The sequence below is a fragment of the Streptomyces sp. DS1-CR2 genome (assembly GCF_055760475.1).
Genome location: NZ_CM147085.1, coordinates 299,927 through 315,514, shown reverse-complemented (window position 1 = coordinate 315,514; position 15,588 = coordinate 299,927). Strand labels below are relative to the sequence as shown.

Sequence of the window (15,588 nt, the reverse complement as noted above, 5' to 3'; positions counted from 1 at the left end):
CGACCGACCAGCCCGCCCTTCGCTCCTATGATTACCCTGAATGGGAATGGCTGTCCAGGGTCGGTAGCGCCTCACCTTGTCCAGGGTCCTGTCGAGGCCCTGTTGATGCTCTTGAGCCGGGCCGACTGCGGTGTGGGGCAGCTGACCGACCGAGGCGGTTCCAGAGCCCGGGGCCCCACACAGAGCTGGCCGGCCGGACCGCAGGGACAGGGCCCGCGCATGGCCGGCCGTGGCGAGCGTTCACCTCACAGGATGTGCGGGGCCTTGCTGCCGCTGGCGAGCACGGTGCGCGGCAGCAGGTCGGCGAGTTCGTCGTACGACCACGGGCCGTCCTGCTCGTCCCGGAAGATCGTGCGCGTCTCGACGGGGTGACTGTAGATGCCGATCTTGCCACCGCCAGCCCGGAAGACACAGCCCGTCACGTCGGCCGCCGCGTCCGACGCCAGGTAGACGATGATCGGCGCTACCAGACCGGCGTCGGCCCGCGCCTCCTTGGCCTTCGCCCGGCGCGCACTCATGGCACCGGAGGTCACCAGGGCTGCGTCCCGCTGCTTGGCGTCCTCAGTCATCCTGGTCAGGGCGAACGGCGCGACGGCGTTGACCGTGATGCCGTCGTTATTGAGTTCCCACGCCAGTTCGTAGGTGAGGCTTACGACGCCCCCCTTGGACGCGGCATACTCGGGGTTACCGATCGGCGCCGCCCACTGGTTCGAGCAGGTGTTGACGATGCGTCCGCCCCCGAACTGGCGGAGCGCCGGGATCGCGCTGCGGCACATGGCGAAAGTGCCCTTGAGGTTGACGTCGACGGTCAGGTCGTAGTCCTCCTCCGTCACCTCTTCGATCTTGTGCTGCCGCACGATTCCCGCGTTGTTGACCAGGATGTCGAGCCGGCCGAACTGCTCGACCGCGGTGGCGACGACGCGGCCAGCGCCTTCCCAGTCCGCCACGGACTCGTAACTGGCCACTGCTTCGCCACCCTGGGCGCGGATGAACTCGACCACCTCGTCGGCCGGGCCCTGGGCGGCGCCGTGGCCGTCAGCCCGCACACCGACGTCGTTGACGACGACCTTCGCTCCGGCAGCCGCCAGCGCGACCGCCTCACCCCGGCCGATGCCACGTCCGGCACCGGTCACGATGGCCACACGGCCGTCCAACGGTCCTCGTTCTGCCATGACTTCCTCCTTGCACGAAATGATGGTTCGCGCGCTCTTCGAAGGCTTCAGCGCGCAGCGCCTGGGCTCAGCACGTCGCTGAACGCGCTGCTGAGCAGTGCCAGTCGGTCCTGCCGGCCGATATGGTCGAACGCGATACGCCGGTCGTGAGCGGGAGCAGCCTGCCGGCCGCCGACCTCACCGGGCTGTGGCGTCAGCGACCGATGCGGCACAGAAGCGTGCCGTGGGCACCGACCGCTGTCGTGGGCTCAGCGACGGAAACCATGGGCACACACTCCCACGTACTTATTTATTCGAGTCTGCTCGCGACGGGGTCGTGCCGGGCGCGGGCCCGGTGCTCGGCCGGGTGTCCTCCAGCAGGTCGGCCAGCAGGCACTCCAGGTGAGACACGAGTCCGTCGGAGTCAGCCTCCACCAGAGCGGTGTTGCCGATGATGCTCCGCATCAGCCAGACACCGAAGACCAGTGAGAGGGCGAGTGCGGAGCGTTCCGGCGCCTGCTCACCGCCGAGTAACTCGGCCAGGTGTCGTTCCACATGGCGCTCGATGCCCTGGCGGGCCAGTTCGGCCGAGCGTGAATTGGACACGGACCGCAGGGTCAGCAGGAAGGGGCTCAGCTCGTCCGCCCCTGGTCTGGTGCGGTCCACCAGTGCTCTGGCCAGGTTGCGGCTCAGGCTTGTCAAGTCGGTCGGTACGACGGTCCGCGGGCTGAAGGAGGTGTCCACCGCTTCGGCGAACAGGTTCTCCTTGGAGCCGAAGTAGCGCTGGACCATCATCGCGCTGACGCCGGCTCCTTCGGCGATCTCGCGCACGCCGGCGCCGTCGTAGCCGGAGCGGGTGAAGGCCTCGACCGCGGAGCGGAGGATCGCCTTGCGGGTCGCAGCCGCGTTGCGCGACCGGCCGACTTGCGCGGAAGGGGGACCTCGATGAGTCAGGTCACTTTTCACACCGTCAGCGTAGTCAAGCCGACGCAATAAGTCTACAGTTGAAGACATGGCGGATCCGGAGCCCTGGCAGGCGGCCGGTGCGGACACATGTGTCGCGTTGTCGGGGGACTTGGGTGTGTCATAAGCGAAACCTGGAGCCGGTGAGCGCCGCGATGTGCCGCGTGCACGCATTCGGCCGGTCCTCCGGCTCCTCCGGCCCGCCGACTCCTGCCAACGCAACCCATCAGGTCGCTGCGGTCTGGGCGCGTGGCCATCGGCGTGCCGGATGCACTGAATGCAGCGGATGCGCTGGATATACCGGATGCATCGGATGCTCGTACGAGAAGGATGTGAGTGGAAATGGACAGCCTGGCACGCGCGGCGTTCCGGCGGCGCGTGGAGAACGAAGGCCCCCTGATGATCCCGCACTGCGCGGACGCGCTGACAGCCCGTCTGTGTGAGGAACTGGGCTTCGACGGTGGATACCTCGGAGGCGGCGGCCTGGGTTTGTCGCTCGCCGTCTCCGAGGCGCTGCTGACGACGACGGAACTCGCCCAGTCGGCGGCTGCCATCCGCCGGCGTTCGACGCTGCCGCTCGTGGTGGACGGCGGCGTCGGCTTCGGCGACGCCGTCCACGTGACCCGCATGGTGTGGGACCTGGAGTCCGCCGGCGTTCACGCCATCGAGCTGGAGGACCAGGTGGCGCCCAAGCGGGCCAGTCATCACCGCCATGTGGAGCACCTGGTGCCGGTCGAGGTGATGTTGGGGAAGATCCGGGCCGCGGTGGCCGCCCGACGTGATCCCGATCTGCTGCTCATCGCCCGCACCGGCGCGGTCCAGAACGAGGACTTCGACGCGGCCATCGAGCGCTGCGAGGCGTACTTCGCCGCCGGAGCCGACGCCGTCATGCTCCTGCCGGAGAACAGCGAGCAGCGAGCCGCCGCACCGCGGCGCCTGTCCGGTCCCGTGGCCCTGCTGACGTCGTTCGACCTGCACACGCCGCAGCAGTGGAAAGAGTTCGGGTACTCACTGGTCATCGACCCCGTCACAGGACAGACGGCCGCCTTTGGCGCGCTGCGCGACGCCTATCGCGAGCAGCGGTCAGGGCGCCCGAGCGCACGTCCCGCGGCCGAGTCCTTCGCCGTCTTCGAGCAGATGCAGGATCTCGCCGGATTCGAGGACTTGTACGACATCGAGCGGGCCACCACCGAGCCTGGCACCTGAGGTTCCCGCCGGGTGACCGGTCCGGGGTGTGTGCCTAGCACGGTGCGACGACTGCGGGACCCCAGCGGCATGGCCGCCGGGGTCCCGGCGGCTGTCTGGAGGCGAGGGCGGGGGCCTGTATCCGGATGACGGCCAGGGCGGCGCGGGGTGCGGACTTGAACGATGCAAGAGGCCGATTGCTCCACCACCTTCATGCGTCCGACCTGGCCCGTGGCTCCTCGGTCGGGGGTGGGCGCACCAAGCCTGGACGGCGTCCAGCGGACGGGTCGTTGGGCGGAGTGTTTCTTCTCCGCCTTATCGAGTGGCCCCAAATGACCCGCGGTGGTGAGCGGTTGGGTTCGAGCCACAGCTGACGTCGGCAAGTCGGTGATCACGTGGCCGGAGATGGCCCGACGATTCCGGCGTGGCGTGCGGCAGCCGTCACTGCGGGAACACGGCTTCGCCCTCACGCACGGATGACGTCTCGTCAGCGCTCCCTCGGAGGCCGCGCGTCACACGTCACATGGATGCGGCGATGGCCCGTGCGTCTCAGCGACAGCATCAAATGCCCGGTGTGAGCCGCGATCCGTTCCGCTCGACCATGTCTCGTCCTGCGGTTCCGCCGCGGAACGCGCTGTGGACGATGCGGATGTTCGCGTGCTGCACGGGCCGGACAGCACAGAGCACCGGTGCGGGTGCCGTCGCGTTGTCGCGTGGGCGTTCGCACCGGTGTGTGCCGTGTGGGGAGGGCGGCTGTGGGGTTTCAGAAGGCGGTGCGGATGAGGCCGCCGTCGACGCGGATGGTGGCTCCGCTGATGTACTGGGCGTATTCGCTGCAGAGGTAGGCGACGGCGCCGGCGATCTCGTCGGGCTCGCCGAAGCGTTCCTGGTCGTTGGGGATCAGGGCGTTGACGGCGTTGGGCTGGATCTCTTCCCAGGTCTGGCCCCAGCCGCGGGCCGGGCCGATTTCGGTGACGAGGTCCTTGGTGGCCTCGACCAGGATGGCTCCGGGGGAGACGACGTTGGAGGTGACGCCGGTGCCCTTGAGGTCGCGGGCGAGGGAGACGGCGAGGTTGTGCCGGGCCGCCAGGGTGGCGTTGTACTGCGGGTGGGTGTTCATCGGCTGGGAGGCCAGACCGCCGCCGATCGTGACCACGCGGCCCCAGCCGCGCTCGCGCATGGCGGGCACGAGGTGCTGGATCATGCGGACGCCGGAGACGACGTTGACGTTGTAGGTGTCGCGCCACTCGTCGGGCGCGGCCTCGGCCCAGGACAGGTGCCGGTAGAAGCCGGCGTTGTTGACGAGGATGTCGATCGGGCCGTCGGCGGTGGCCATGCGGGCGACCTTCGCGGCGGTTGCGTCGTCGGCGAGGTCGCCGAGGACCGTGGTGGCGGTTCCGCCGGCCGCGCGGATGTCCTGCGCGACCTTCTCGGTGCGGTCCTTGTCGCGGCCGTGGATCACGACCGCCGCGCCCTCGGCCGCCAGCAGCTTCGCGGTGGCCTCACCGAGCCCGGCACTCGAACCGGTGACGAGCGCACGCCGTCCGTTCAGATTCAGGTCCATGTTCTGTCTCTCTCTGGAACTTCCCGTGTCGGTACGACCGGGTCTCTGTTTTCAAGTATACATCGGTAGACTTGTAAAGTCTACAGTGGAAGACTTTAGCGGCGCTCCGCGATTTTCACCGGCCTCCGAACCCGGCGAGGCGCCGATGAAGGGGTGCCGGGGGCGTCGAGTGGCAGGGTGCGTTTCGCCGTGTCAGTTCACGTACCGGATGGTTCCGCCGTCCACGCGTAGCGTGGCGCCGCTGATGTATCCGGCGAGGGGGCTCGCCAGGAAGACCACCGCGGCGGCGATCTCCTCGGGCCGCCCGAACCGGTTGGTGTCGTTGGGTACCCAGCTGTCCGCGGCCGCGCGCTCGATCTCCTCCCACGTGTCGCCCCAGCCATGGGCGGGGGCGATCTGCCACAGCAGGGTGCGCACTGTCTCCGTGAGGATCGCACCGGGCGCCACCGTGTTGGAGGTGACACCAGTGCCCTTCAGCTCGCGCGCCAGGGACACGGTGAGGTTGTGGCGGGCGGCGAGCGAGGCGTTGTAGTGGGGTTGCGCCGCCATGGGCTGGGCTGCCAGGCCGCCACCGATCTGGATGACCCGGCCCCAGCCGCTCTCCCGCATGTCCGGAACGAAGCTCTGGATCATCCGCACGCCGGACAGCACGTTGGTCTGATACGTCTCCGCCCAGATCTCAGGGGTGGGGTCCATCCAACCGACCTGGTCGTATGCGCCGGCGTTGTTCACCAGGATGTCGATCGTGCCCCCGCTCAGCGCTTTCGCGGCGACGGCCGCGGCGCCCTCGGGTGTGCTCAGGTCTCCGACCGCCACCTCGGCCTGGCCGCCCTCGGGCCGGATGCGGGCCGCGGTGCTGTTGGCGCGTGCCTCGTCGCGGCCGTGCACGACGACGGTGACCCCCTCGCGCGCAAGAGCTTCGGCGATCGCTAGTCCGAGTCCGGCGCTCGATCCCGTCACCACGGCTCGTTTCCCGGCCAGTTGCATATCCATAGGTATTTCCTTCTTCATTCAGACATGTGCTTGAAGATGTGTGCCGGGCGAGGCGGTTAGACCATTTCTGGCGTGTGTCAGCCATTATGCACATGTGTGGCCAAGTGCCTCGGCGCCCGCAAGGGGAAGGCGCGCTCCCGCCAGGTCATGGCAGCGAAGGTGCGCTCGCCGGCTGAGGGGGCCGTCCAGTGCAGGCGCTTCTTTCGGTGATCGCGACCCGGAGTGAGGGGCGAGCCGTAGGGCCGGCCGACTGGCCTGCGACCAGGATCAGCGGCCTTTGTGGCTGCTGGTCACAGCGGGCCAGCAAGGAGACAGCCCGCAGTTCGTGACCTGCTGGAGGGCATCCGCGTGCCTCGGGCGGGGCGGGGCCGTCCGCGCAGACGGCCACTGCGAGTGCGAGCAGACAAGGCCTACTCCTCGCGCGCCAACCGCGCCTACTTCCGCAGGCGCGGCATCCGGTGCACCATCCCGGAATCGGCTGACCAGGCTGCCTATCGCAAGCGCCGCGGAAGCAGCGAGGGCGTCCTCGCTCTTCGACCGTGAGGACTACAAGGCCCGGCATGCTAGGTGGGGCGATGCAAGCCGGGATGAGGCGAGGAGTGGGGATCTGCGTGGCATCCGGCGTTCTGCGCGGCACCAGGACGTCCGCGCAGTGCATGCGCGTCGGCAGTGTAGTTCAGGGCACTGGACGCCGCTGCGAACGCTCTCAGGAGGCCGTCAGCTTGCGGGCCCCCGACGGGGTGATGGCGAGAAGGACGGCACCCAGGCCGAGCAGCGCGAAGATGATCGTGTGCAGGCCGCTGTCGGTGGCCCGGTCGCCGAACGAGAGGCTGATCAGGCTGGACGACAGCACAGCGCCGAGGTAGGTGAAGGTGCGCATGAGGCCGGCGGCGACGCCCACGGCTTCGGCAGGTGCCTGCTGGTACAGGGCGGCCTGGTTTCCGATCACGCCCAGGCCCGAGACGACGCCGAAGACCATGGTGATCAGCACGAGGACCCAGATCGGGGTGGTCGAGGTGAACAGCAGGAGACCGGCCGGTCCGACCACCGATGCGGCGGCTGTGCAGTACAGCGCGGAGCGCACCAGGTTGCGCCGCGCGAAGGGAATGGAGATGAGGGCCGCGAATACAGACATTGGCAGGATCAGCAGGCCCACGCCGATCGCGGACAGACCGCGGGTCTCCTGCAGCCACTGCGTGAGGCCGTAGAGGATGCAGTAGTTGAGCAGGAAGGTGAGGCACACCCGCAGATAGGTGGCGCTCAGCGGCTTGTTCCTGGCCAGCATCCGCACGTCCACGAACGGATCGTCTGTTCGGCGCTCCCACAGCACGAGGGCGACGAGCAGGATCACCGTGAGTACGCCGAGTGACCACCGTGGGTGGTGCAGGTCGTTGAGGAAGAACAGCAGGGAGGCGATGGTGCCGGAGAAGAGGACCATGCCGGGGATGTCCAGACCCGATGTGGGCGCGTTCTCGCCGGTTCGCTCGGCTCGGGGGAGGTCGCGCGGCACCCAGGTCAGCGTCATCACCACGCCGATCAGGACCAGCGGCACGTTGATGAAGAAGGTGATGCGCCATCCGGCGGCTGCTGCCAGCAAGCCGCCCAGGGGCAGGCCGAACGCCGAGGTGACCTGTGCCGCGATGGCGAGGGCGCCGAGTGTGCCGCCCGTCCGGGCCGGCGCGTGGGTGGTGGCCCAGCGACGCACGATGACCATCGCCGTCGGGTAGCCGGCCGAGGTGCCCACACCGAGGATGACGCGCGCTGCCACCAGGGTGGGCAGATTGGTCGCGACGGTGCCCAACACGCCGCCGATGCCGACCAGGGTCAGGCCGGTGATGAAAACGCGGCGCGGGCCGAGGCGCTCGGCGAGTCGCCCCATGGTGGGCTGGCCGATCGCGCTGGCCAGGTAGAGGGCAGAGACGAGCCAGATGGTGGAGGCCGCTCCGACGTGGAAGGTATGGCCGATGGCGATCAGGGTTGTGGCGATGATCGAGCTGTTGATCGGGTTGAGGGACGACCCGAGCATGAGGGGAAGAGTGAAGCGCCAGCCCGGGGTTGCGGCCTCACCGCCTTCCTGCGGCCGACCTCCCGTCTTTCCGGCCGCGTGGCGGCCCGCTGTTGCCTTGTGTATGTTCATGTCCCCAATACTACAGGTAACCTGAACAGTTTGCCTTCACGTGTATGTGTGACTCCCGACCTACCCGGCTTCGCGCAAGATCTTGAAGTGTGTGATAACCGACGCCTCCTGATCACGAGCGAGCGGATCGGTGACATGGCCGACCGGTCGGACACCGGGCAGACCGGCCATCACCCAGCCGGCGTCTGCGGCGCTGGGCAGGGCGGCGAGCCGCACGGAGAGCAAGGGAGCACCGGAAGCGTCCCGGGCACCGAGCACGGCGGTGGGGAAGCGGGCGAGAATGTCGGCGCCGACCCCGGAAAGCACGCTGTGTCCCGGGTGCTACAGATGCCGTTCTCCCAGGCCCAGGCGGCGATCTCAACCCGGTTGCGGGCGGCGAGTTTGCGCTGGACGTTGCCGAGGTGGGTCTTGACGGTGGAGAGGGGGACGTGGAGTTCGGCGGCCAGTTCCTCGTTGGTCCGGCCCCGTGCGAGGAGCCGCACGACATCCAGCTCGCGTGGCGTAATAGGAAGTTCGGGCGCTGCTGTCGTCGTGCGCGGTCCGGCCGGGGGCTCCTGTCCGTCGGTGAGCTTCGTGGCGGCGGTCGTCATGTGCTGCAGCAGGCGGACTGTGAGCGCCGGGGAGATCATGGCGTTGTCTGCGGCCACGGCACGCACGGCCTCGACGAGCAGGGCGGGGGAACCGTCTTTGAGGAGGAAACCGCAGGTACCGTTGCGCACTGCCCGGTACACGTATTCGTCCAGGTCGAAGGTGGTGGCGATGATCACCTTCAGGGGGTGCGGGCCTCGGGGCCCCGCCCGCACGCGCGTCGCATCCAGGCCGTCGAGACCCGCATCCGGATGTCGAGCAGGCACACATCGGGGCGCAGCCGCCGGGCTTCCCTCACGGCCGTGGCGCCGTCGGCCACCGAGGCGACGATCTACATGTCGGGCTGCGCGCCGAGGATCATGCCGTAGGTCGATCGGCTCATCTGCTGATCGTCGGCGATGAGGATGCCGATCGTCATGCGTCCAGGGTGGCAGTTTCCGTAGGGTCCCCGAGCGGGGAGAGCGGGCCGGGCAGCGGGATGCGTGCCTCGACCATCCAGCCGACGCCCTCCACGGCTCCCGCGTGGAAGGTCCCGCCGACCAGCGCGGCGCGTTCCGCCAGTCCGACCAGGCCGTAGCCGGTGCGCGGCGGTGGCGCCGCGGCGTCCACCGGGCAGGTGTCCGGACTGTCGTCCGTCACCGATACCAGGACGGCCGGGTGGACGGTCTCGCCGTCCAGGGCGGGCGTCGACGGTGACCGTCTTCGCGCGGCGGGCGTGTTTGCGGATGTTCGTCAGCGACTCGCGGACGACGTGATGCACGGTCGTGGCGACGCCGGGTGGCAGCGTGCCGGTGGCCAGGCGGGGGTCATCGTGAGAGTGGTCGCCGGGCCGGTGGCCGCGAACTGGTCGGTGAGGGCGCGCAGTTCGGCGATACCTTCACCCGGCGCGCCGACTGCGGCATCCGGACCGATCAGGGGAGTGCGCAGCACCGTGACCATGCCCGCATCGACTGCATGGCCTGCGCGCCAGCCTCTTCGACAGCCGCCAGCATGCCGTCGAGTTCCTCGGCCGACGGCGGCATGCCGGCCACGGTCGCGTAGCGCACGGCCTTGGTCTGGGCGATGATCGCGGTCACGTGGTGGCCGACGAAGTCGTGCAACTCCCGTGCGCAGTCCAGGCGTTGGGTCTGCAGCGCCGCGACGTGCTGTTGGGTGCGGTATCGGTCGAGGAGCCGTACAGGCCCAGCGCCGCCGACAGGTGTTCTGCCCCTGGTCTTCTTTGAGAATGTCCGTCTGGACTGTGCCGCGCACATTTGACAGACCGTGCGCGCGCAGTTCTGCCGTCTCCTGAGATGAGGGATCGCGGCTCTTCTCAGCTCGGAGCCGGTCGAGTTGCTGCTCGATCTCAGTGTTGAGAAAGAAGGCGAGGATCGTCGGCGCGGGACCGTTAACGGTCATGTAGACCGAGGTGCTCGGGGCGACCAGGTCAAAGCCCTCGTACAGTGCTTTCATGTCGTCCAGCGTGGCTACCGAGACCCTAGACGTGCCGACCTTGCCGTACACATAGGGCCGTTCTTCGGAGTCACAGAAGTAACGAGGCTGGAACTCTCGCTGAGAGGTTCGGAGCAGGAGCAGGCCGCTCGCTCCACCGCGAGAGGCCTGCTCCCTTTGTAGCGCTGTACTGCACGTTGTTAGCTCTGTGTGCGCCGTGAACACTGCGCCGGTGCCGATGCACTGTGGTCGCGAGCCGGACACCAGCGACGATGGGAGTGCTGTTCGACGTGCTGCTCCTGAGGAGGTGGCACCTTAGGAACTGGCCAGCCAGGTCTCAACGAGATCCCAGCGGAGCCGTGCTTTCACGCATCGGTACCTGCGGCGCCAGGACGGTGCTTCTGGGCGTCGACGACGGTCCGCTCGAGCACGGCGGTGCTCTCGAGGACGGTGCCGGGCTTTATGCCGTTGGCCTGCTTGACCTGGACACCCCGACTGCCGAGATAGGCGAACGTCTTACGGTCGAAGATCCACTCGGTGCGGTCGCCGCTCTTCTGGTCGACATGGGCCAAGGCGATGCCCTCGCGTCCTGCGGCGTCCGTGGCTTGGTCCAGTACGACCACCCCGGGGATCTTGGCGGCAGCCCGGTAAAGCGCCGCGTTCAGCTTCGCTGGTGCAAGTTGCTCGCCGAGCAGGTCGCCGACCGTGGTGAATGCCTCCTGGTCCGCAGAATTGCCCTGGCCTTTGGTCTCCTTGTAAATCTTCTTAAGCAGGGCGTCCGGATCGGTGGGCAGCGTCTTGAGGTAGTCGTAGGAGGGCTTGTTCAGGCTGTTCTTGACTTCGGTGTTCACGGTGGTGCCGCCCTTGGGCTGGTAACCGGGCTCGTCCAGCCAGCCCTGCTTGCCGTCGGGCGAAGTCCAGACCTCACGGACATGCAGGGGCTGGACCAAGGCCTTCGACTCCGCTGCGTCGGTGTGCGAGACGCTGAGGTAGGAGACCTTGCTTTTGATGTAGATGTACTGGCCTGCGGCGGGTTCGGGAGCCTCGCTGGCTGAGGCGGCGGCGGCGATGTGCTCGACAGTGGAGGCGAGTTGGACGGTGCTGCCGGGCTCGATGCGGACGACCGACGCCTCGACCGGTGCCGGGGTGGCTGCGGTTGTGCCGCTGGACTCGGAATTGGGCAGCGCGGCGAAGGCAAATGCGCTGGCAAGGGCAGCGGTGACCGGAATACCGATCATCAGGACGCGGCGTGCCGGGCGGCGGGACGGCGCGGGGGCTGCTGATGCGGTGGAGTAGATCTCGTTCATCAGGTGCTCCTCGAGAAGCAGGTGACGGTCGAGTGACAGGTGCGGGTCTCCGGGCGCCGGCAGCAAACGGGCCAGCTCCGCGAGGTCCAGCGACTCCTCGCGCCGCGAGTTCTTGCGGATCATTCGGACCTCTCCTCGTCCAACTCGTGTGACCGGACCGCAGAAGTGCGGCCGCCCTGTACTTGTCCGTTGCCCGGCAGCGGTTCCCTGCCTCTTCTCAGTTCTTCCTCGGCCAGCTTTGTCAGCCGTTTGCGGGCGCGGGACAGGCGGGAACGCACCGTGCCGACCGGGATGTCGAGCGCGGCCGCCGCCTCCGCGTAGCCGAGCCCGGACCACACGCAGAGCATGAAGACTTCGCGCTCGTTCCGGTTCAGCCTCTTCAGCCCTCGCTGGGCGGCAGCCAGTTGGTCGGCGTCGGCCAGCCGGCCGACGAGTTCCTCGGCGAAGTCCGGGACCGTTTCCTTGACGAGTATGCGTTCCAGGGCCTGCCGATGGCGGCGCGCGGCGCGGGTGGTGTTGCGCAGCACGTTCACGGCGATGCCCATCAGCCAGGGGCGCGGGCTGTCGCCCTCGTCCCGCAGCTTGGCGCGCAGCCGCCACGCCTCCAAGAAGGTCAGCGAGACGATGTCCTCGGCGACGGTCCAGTCCCCGGTCGCACGCACCGCGTGCCAGTGGACCAGTCGGGCGTGGTCACGGAAGATCTCGCGGAACGCCTCGGGGTCGCCTGCCCGTATCCGGGTGTGCAATGAGTAGTCCACGTCAAGCCTTGTCCGAGCGGCGGGAGGGGTTCCCGTGATGTGTATCACACAGGTGATAGGTGTGGGGGGCGTACAGGTGTCTTGCGTATCACGGCCACATGTGTCCGTGCCCGTGGGGCCTCAAGATGCTGTGAGTCGAGTCGATATCTCGTTCGTCAATCCCATCAAGGTGTGGCCTGGGCGTGGCAGGTGTCTGCTCATGACTTTCATGGCGAGCCGACCTGTTGAGGTCTGGCTCGGCCTTCGCGGTCGCGGTCGCGGGCTCAGGCGCCGTAGTCGTGCATGGGCATATCAGCGTCGGGCATGGAGGCCTCACCTGCAGGTCGAGACGCTTTCGCACGAGTTCACCGCCCTCCCCTCCTGCGGCACGACTCCTTCCCCCACCGTCCCGAGTCTCGACTCCTTCTGCGATTTCAAGCTGCTGGACGCGTCCGGCACCGAGCTCAAGCGGCAAACGGTGCACCTGCCCGACCAGGATCTCGGCCTGTGATGGCACTCGACACCGACAAGGAGACCGACACGATGAACAACGTTTCAGGGCCACCAACGCGACGCCGCAGAAGGGCGCTCACGATGCTCGCGGCCGCGGCCGCGGCCCTGCTCAAGCTCACCGGATGCAAGGGCGGTGACCTCGTCTCGTACGGCCTTCCGGCGAAGTCCTCCCGGTACACGTTCGAGACAGAGACCAACGGCGTCAAGACGGTGTGGCAGTACAGCTCCGCCACGGCGACCAAGGACGACACCTCGACGCTGAGCCTATGCATCGGCGAGCTGGTCGGCAGCAACGAGGCGGCCTGCCGCTCCGTGCCCCTGATCTTCCTGCGCTACGCCTTTGACCTGGCCCTGGACAACACCGCCGAGGCCGGACAGAACCACGAGGTCACCGTCGTCGGTTACTACCAGGAACGCCTCTCCGCTGCTCCCAAGGTGACCTCCCTGAAGGCGGAAACCACCTTCGACGGGCTGGCACCCCGTGGCTACGAAGGCAAGGGGGAAGAACACCTTCACCACCACGGTCAAGAACCCTCGACGGGACCAGGCCGCCAAGGGATTCGGCCTGCGGATCAGCTCTCGCTCAGCGTGGGTTCACGTGCGCCGCCCCGACACAGGCCGACGCACGTGACCTGCTTTCCGCTTACGCCCTGGTCCGCAGGACGAAGGCACGGACCGCTTCCGCGAACACTTCGGGCTCCTCAACGTGCCCCATGTGCCCGCTGTTCTCCAGCACCAGCAGCTGCGAGTCGGGGATCAGCTCGTCCAGTTCGAACCCCCAGCGCGGCCCGCAGATCACGTCGTGACGGCCCACGACCACCAACGCCGGCGGCTCCAGCCCCTTGAGGGCGGCGCGGTCGTCGATGGCCTCGGGGACGAGGTCCTCGTCCAGGCCGGAGATGTAGCTGGCCCGGATCGCGTCACGGAAGGGCGCCAGCCGCTCCTCGTTGCCCCAATAGTCGGCGAAGTAGGAGGGCAGCACGCCCCTCGCGACCGCCAGGGTCTGCTCGTCGCTGGAGATGTTGGCCATGGCACCAAACGCGGCCAGCACCTCGGGCAGGCCGGGGTGGCCCGCGTGCTTGGCGACGAACGCTTCCACCATGCGGCCCGCCTCCGCGCCGTGCTCGGGACCGGTGATGGGGGCGCCTTCGTACAGCACGACGCCCGATACCTGCTCGGGGCGGTGCAGGGCGTGATAGGCGGCAACGAAGGCGCCGTGGGAATGCCCCAGCAGGTGCACCTTGGACACGCCGAGGCGGTTGATCAGCACCTGGAGGAAGCGGCTGTAGCACTCGCGGGTGTAGCCGTGAGGGTGCGAGGGCAGTTGGCTGTCGTGGGCAGTGCCCACAGGTTCGACGTAGACCATCGTCAGGTGCTCTTCGAGGGCGGGCATGCGCAGGTACTCGTAGAAGATGCCGGGCCCGCCAGAGTGCGCCACACACACCGGGCCGCGGCCGTGGACGTGATAGCGCTGGACGATTCCGCCCGTCTGGTAGGAGTGCGTGCCGGGGGAGAGCGGGTGGGTGTGTGCGGTGGATGTACTCATCGGGGTCTCCGTAGCTCCGCAGGGGGCAATGACACCGACAAGACGCTCCGGAACCCGAACAGTTCTATCGCCGTGTTGTGATGTGGGTCACGGGACTTTCTGGCTCAGGCCGCGGCAGGCGCGGCCGCCGGCTCCGGGCGGGCAGCGTGGTAGAGCGAGACCCGGTCGAAGCGGCCGCCGTCGAGCGACATGATCCAGGCGACACCGGGCGGACAGTGGTCCGGGTCGTCGGGTGGGCTGACCAGCTCCATCTCCCAGACGACCAGCGACCGTCCGGCCACGACGTGCAGGGGGCGCTGACGTACCCCCGCCGAGAGGTCTCCGTCCATCCCCGCCAGCAAGAGGTCGGAGCCGCCGAGTCGTTGGCCTCCGGTCAGCAGCGAGACCTCGGGGGAGTAGCGGTCTTTGACCACCTTGCCGAACTCGCCGCGTTCGGCGGCCGCGAGCGTCTCGCGCGCCTCCTGCCAACTGGCTTCGGTACGACGGGACATGTCGTCGTGTGCCGAGGCTGCGGTGGCGGTGAGGGCCTGGGCGAGGGCGCCACGTGCCTGATTCAGCCGGCTGCGCACCGTGCTCACCGGTACCGCGCAGGCCTCGGCGATCTGCTGGTAGGAGGTGATTCCGGTGGAGAAGTACCGAAGGATGAGGGGAAGCCGCAGCGTCGGCGTTAGTGCCTCGACGGCCTCCCAGACCCAGTCCCGAAGCGCATGGGTCTGCAGGATCTGTTCGGGTGTGGCGCCGGAGGCAGCTAGGGGGACCGCTTCCATGGGTTCGACTCGCTGGGCGGTCCGCAGCAGCGTGCGGCAGCCGTTGCGTACGACCATGCGCAGCCATGGCCCAACGGCTTGCGGGTCGCGGATGTCCACGATCCGGCGCAGTGCCACCAGCGCTGCTTCCTGCATGACGTCGTCCACGTCCGGACCCGGCCCCACCAGACTGAGCGCCACCGCCCGCATGCCGGGCCGGTGCCGCTCCAGCAGCAGGGCCAGCGCCGACACGTCGCCCGACTGCGCCGCCCGGGTCAGCGCTGCGTCCTCCACCGGGCCGACGTTTCCGGGTTTCCCGTTCATACGTTGTCCTCCCGGCCACGACACATGTCTTCGACCTTAACCGCTGCGCGGGGCGGCGGAGCTCAGTACCGGTGGTTGGCCTGCCAGAACGTCTACGCCTGGCACAGGCTGCCGTACACGCCGGTCATGTAGTTTAGCCCCCATTTGATCTGGGTGGCCGGGTACGTCTGCCAGGCGGAACCGACCGAGGACATCTTGGAGCCGGGCAGTACCTGGAAGAGGCCGTAAGCGCCGGAGGAGGCGTTGACCGCCTGGTAGTTCCAGCTGGACTCGTGGTCCACTATGTTGCTGAAGCAAGTCCATTGACCGCTCGGCACCATCTGGGCCGCCATCGCCTGAATCTGGGCGACGGTGTAGGAGCTCTGCACCGGGGAGCTGGAGGCCGCCGTCTTGGCCTAAGGGG

At 68.2% G+C, this 15,588-nt stretch carries 14 protein-coding genes and 3 pseudogenes; 2 read left to right on the top strand and 15 right to left on the bottom strand.

Annotated elements, in window-relative coordinates; translation table 11 throughout:
• Positions 1–245: 245 nt before the first annotated feature.
• Together ACY0PA_RS01595 and ACY0PA_RS01590 are read right to left on the bottom strand one after the other, a co-directional pair.
• On the bottom strand, positions 246–1,172 hold the full coding sequence (locus ACY0PA_RS01595) for an SDR family NAD(P)-dependent oxidoreductase (protein ID WP_473082977.1): 927 nt from the start codon (positions 1,170–1,172) through the stop codon (positions 246–248).
• A 285-nt stretch (positions 1,173–1,457) separates the two neighbouring features.
• On the bottom strand, positions 1,458–2,117 hold the full coding sequence (locus ACY0PA_RS01590; RefSeq protein WP_473082976.1) for a TetR/AcrR family transcriptional regulator: 660 nt from the start codon (positions 2,115–2,117) through the stop codon (positions 1,458–1,460).
• Between the two features lie 339 nt (positions 2,118–2,456).
• Between ACY0PA_RS01590 and ACY0PA_RS01585 the strand changes: the two genes are divergently transcribed.
• The gene (locus ACY0PA_RS01585; protein ID WP_473082975.1) at positions 2,457–3,320 is read left to right on the top strand and encodes an isocitrate lyase/PEP mutase family protein; all 864 of its coding nucleotides are present in this window, start codon (positions 2,457–2,459) and stop codon (positions 3,318–3,320) included.
• Between the two features lie 742 nt (positions 3,321–4,062).
• Here the strand turns inward: ACY0PA_RS01585 and ACY0PA_RS01580 are convergent.
• The 9 genes and pseudogenes from ACY0PA_RS01580 to ACY0PA_RS01540 form a co-directional block, all read right to left on the bottom strand.
• On the bottom strand, positions 4,063–4,863 hold the full coding sequence (locus tag ACY0PA_RS01580) for an SDR family NAD(P)-dependent oxidoreductase (RefSeq protein WP_473082974.1): 801 nt from the start codon (positions 4,861–4,863) through the stop codon (positions 4,063–4,065).
• Positions 4,864–5,055: 192 nt separating this feature from the next.
• Positions 5,056–5,856 carry an SDR family NAD(P)-dependent oxidoreductase gene (locus ACY0PA_RS01575; RefSeq protein ID WP_473082973.1) on the bottom strand — a complete coding sequence of 267 codons (801 nt, stop codon included), beginning with the start codon at positions 5,854–5,856 and terminating at the stop codon, positions 5,056–5,058.
• A gap of 706 nt (positions 5,857–6,562) precedes the next feature.
• Positions 6,563–7,993, bottom strand: a complete 1,431-nt coding sequence (locus ACY0PA_RS01570) for an MFS transporter (protein WP_473082972.1) — start codon at positions 7,991–7,993, stop codon at positions 6,563–6,565.
• 170 nt (positions 7,994–8,163) lie between these two features.
• Positions 8,164–8,999 (bottom strand): annotated as a pseudogene (locus ACY0PA_RS01565) (response regulator).
• Positions 8,996–9,220, bottom strand: a complete 225-nt coding sequence (locus ACY0PA_RS01560; RefSeq protein ID WP_473082971.1) for an ATP-binding protein — start codon at positions 9,218–9,220, stop codon at positions 8,996–8,998. The pseudogene ACY0PA_RS01565 and the gene ACY0PA_RS01560 overlap by 4 nt, the downstream one beginning before the upstream one ends.
• A 272-nt stretch (positions 9,221–9,492) precedes the next feature.
• On the bottom strand, positions 9,493–9,681 hold the full coding sequence (locus tag ACY0PA_RS01555) for a histidine kinase dimerization/phosphoacceptor domain-containing protein (protein WP_473082970.1): 189 nt from the start codon (positions 9,679–9,681) through the stop codon (positions 9,493–9,495).
• 94 nt (positions 9,682–9,775) lie between these two features.
• Positions 9,776–10,114, bottom strand: a pseudogene (locus tag ACY0PA_RS01550) (methylmalonyl-CoA mutase family protein); the annotation flags it as partial.
• Positions 10,115–10,377: 263 nt separating this feature from the next.
• The gene (locus ACY0PA_RS01545) at positions 10,378–11,442 is read right to left on the bottom strand and encodes a CU044_5270 family protein (protein WP_473082969.1); all 1,065 of its coding nucleotides are present in this window, start codon (positions 11,440–11,442) and stop codon (positions 10,378–10,380) included.
• Positions 11,439–12,077, bottom strand: coding sequence for an RNA polymerase sigma factor (locus ACY0PA_RS01540; RefSeq protein ID WP_473082968.1), 639 nt, complete (start codon positions 12,075–12,077; stop codon positions 11,439–11,441). Before ACY0PA_RS01540 ends, ACY0PA_RS01545 begins: the two co-directional genes overlap by 4 nt.
• A 199-nt stretch (positions 12,078–12,276) precedes the next feature.
• On the opposite strand from ACY0PA_RS01540, the gene ACY0PA_RS01535 reads away from it, so the two are divergent.
• Entirely contained in the window at positions 12,277–12,567 is a 291-nt protein-coding gene (locus ACY0PA_RS01535) for a hypothetical protein (protein ID WP_473082967.1), read from the top strand.
• A 266-nt stretch (positions 12,568–12,833) separates the two neighbouring features.
• Here ACY0PA_RS01535 and ACY0PA_RS01530 read toward each other — a convergent pair whose 3' ends face one another.
• The 4 genes and pseudogenes from ACY0PA_RS01530 to ACY0PA_RS01515 form a co-directional block, all read right to left on the bottom strand.
• Positions 12,834–13,091, bottom strand: coding sequence for a hypothetical protein (locus ACY0PA_RS01530; protein ID WP_473082966.1), 258 nt, complete (start codon positions 13,089–13,091; stop codon positions 12,834–12,836).
• Positions 13,092–13,212: 121 nt separating this feature from the next.
• Complete coding sequence (locus ACY0PA_RS01525; RefSeq protein WP_473082965.1) at positions 13,213–14,115, bottom strand: alpha/beta fold hydrolase; 903 nt, start codon at positions 14,113–14,115, stop codon at positions 13,213–13,215.
• A gap of 104 nt (positions 14,116–14,219) precedes the next feature.
• On the bottom strand, positions 14,220–15,185 hold the full coding sequence (locus tag ACY0PA_RS01520; protein ID WP_473082964.1) for an RNA polymerase sigma factor: 966 nt from the start codon (positions 15,183–15,185) through the stop codon (positions 14,220–14,222).
• 92 nt (positions 15,186–15,277) lie between these two features.
• A pseudogene (locus ACY0PA_RS01515) lies at positions 15,278–15,565 on the bottom strand (aggregation-promoting factor C-terminal-like domain-containing protein); the annotation flags it as partial.
• Positions 15,566–15,588: the final 23 nt, after the last annotated feature.

Excerpts from the sequence above, each read along its gene's own strand:
- ACY0PA_RS01585 (WP_473082975.1), top strand. The coding sequence starts at position 2,457 with ATGGACAGCCTGGCACGCGCGGCGTTCCGGCGGCGCGTGGAGAACGAA.
- ACY0PA_RS01545 (WP_473082969.1), bottom strand. The coding sequence starts at position 11,442 with ATGATCCGCAAGAACTCGCGGCGCGAGGAGTCGCTGGACCTCGCGGAG.
- ACY0PA_RS01595 (WP_473082977.1), bottom strand. The coding sequence starts at position 1,172 with ATGGCAGAACGAGGACCGTTGGACGGCCGTGTGGCCATCGTGACCGGT.
- ACY0PA_RS01535 (WP_473082967.1), top strand. The coding sequence starts at position 12,277 with ATGACTTTCATGGCGAGCCGACCTGTTGAGGTCTGGCTCGGCCTTCGC.
- ACY0PA_RS01520 (WP_473082964.1), bottom strand. The coding sequence starts at position 15,185 with ATGAACGGGAAACCCGGAAACGTCGGCCCGGTGGAGGACGCAGCGCTG.
- ACY0PA_RS01525 (WP_473082965.1), bottom strand. The coding sequence starts at position 14,115 with ATGAGTACATCCACCGCACACACCCACCCGCTCTCCCCCGGCACGCAC.
- ACY0PA_RS01570 (WP_473082972.1), bottom strand. The coding sequence starts at position 7,993 with ATGAACATACACAAGGCAACAGCGGGCCGCCACGCGGCCGGAAAGACG.
- ACY0PA_RS01575 (WP_473082973.1), bottom strand. The coding sequence starts at position 5,856 with ATGGATATGCAACTGGCCGGGAAACGAGCCGTGGTGACGGGATCGAGC.
- ACY0PA_RS01580 (WP_473082974.1), bottom strand. The coding sequence starts at position 4,863 with ATGGACCTGAATCTGAACGGACGGCGTGCGCTCGTCACCGGTTCGAGT.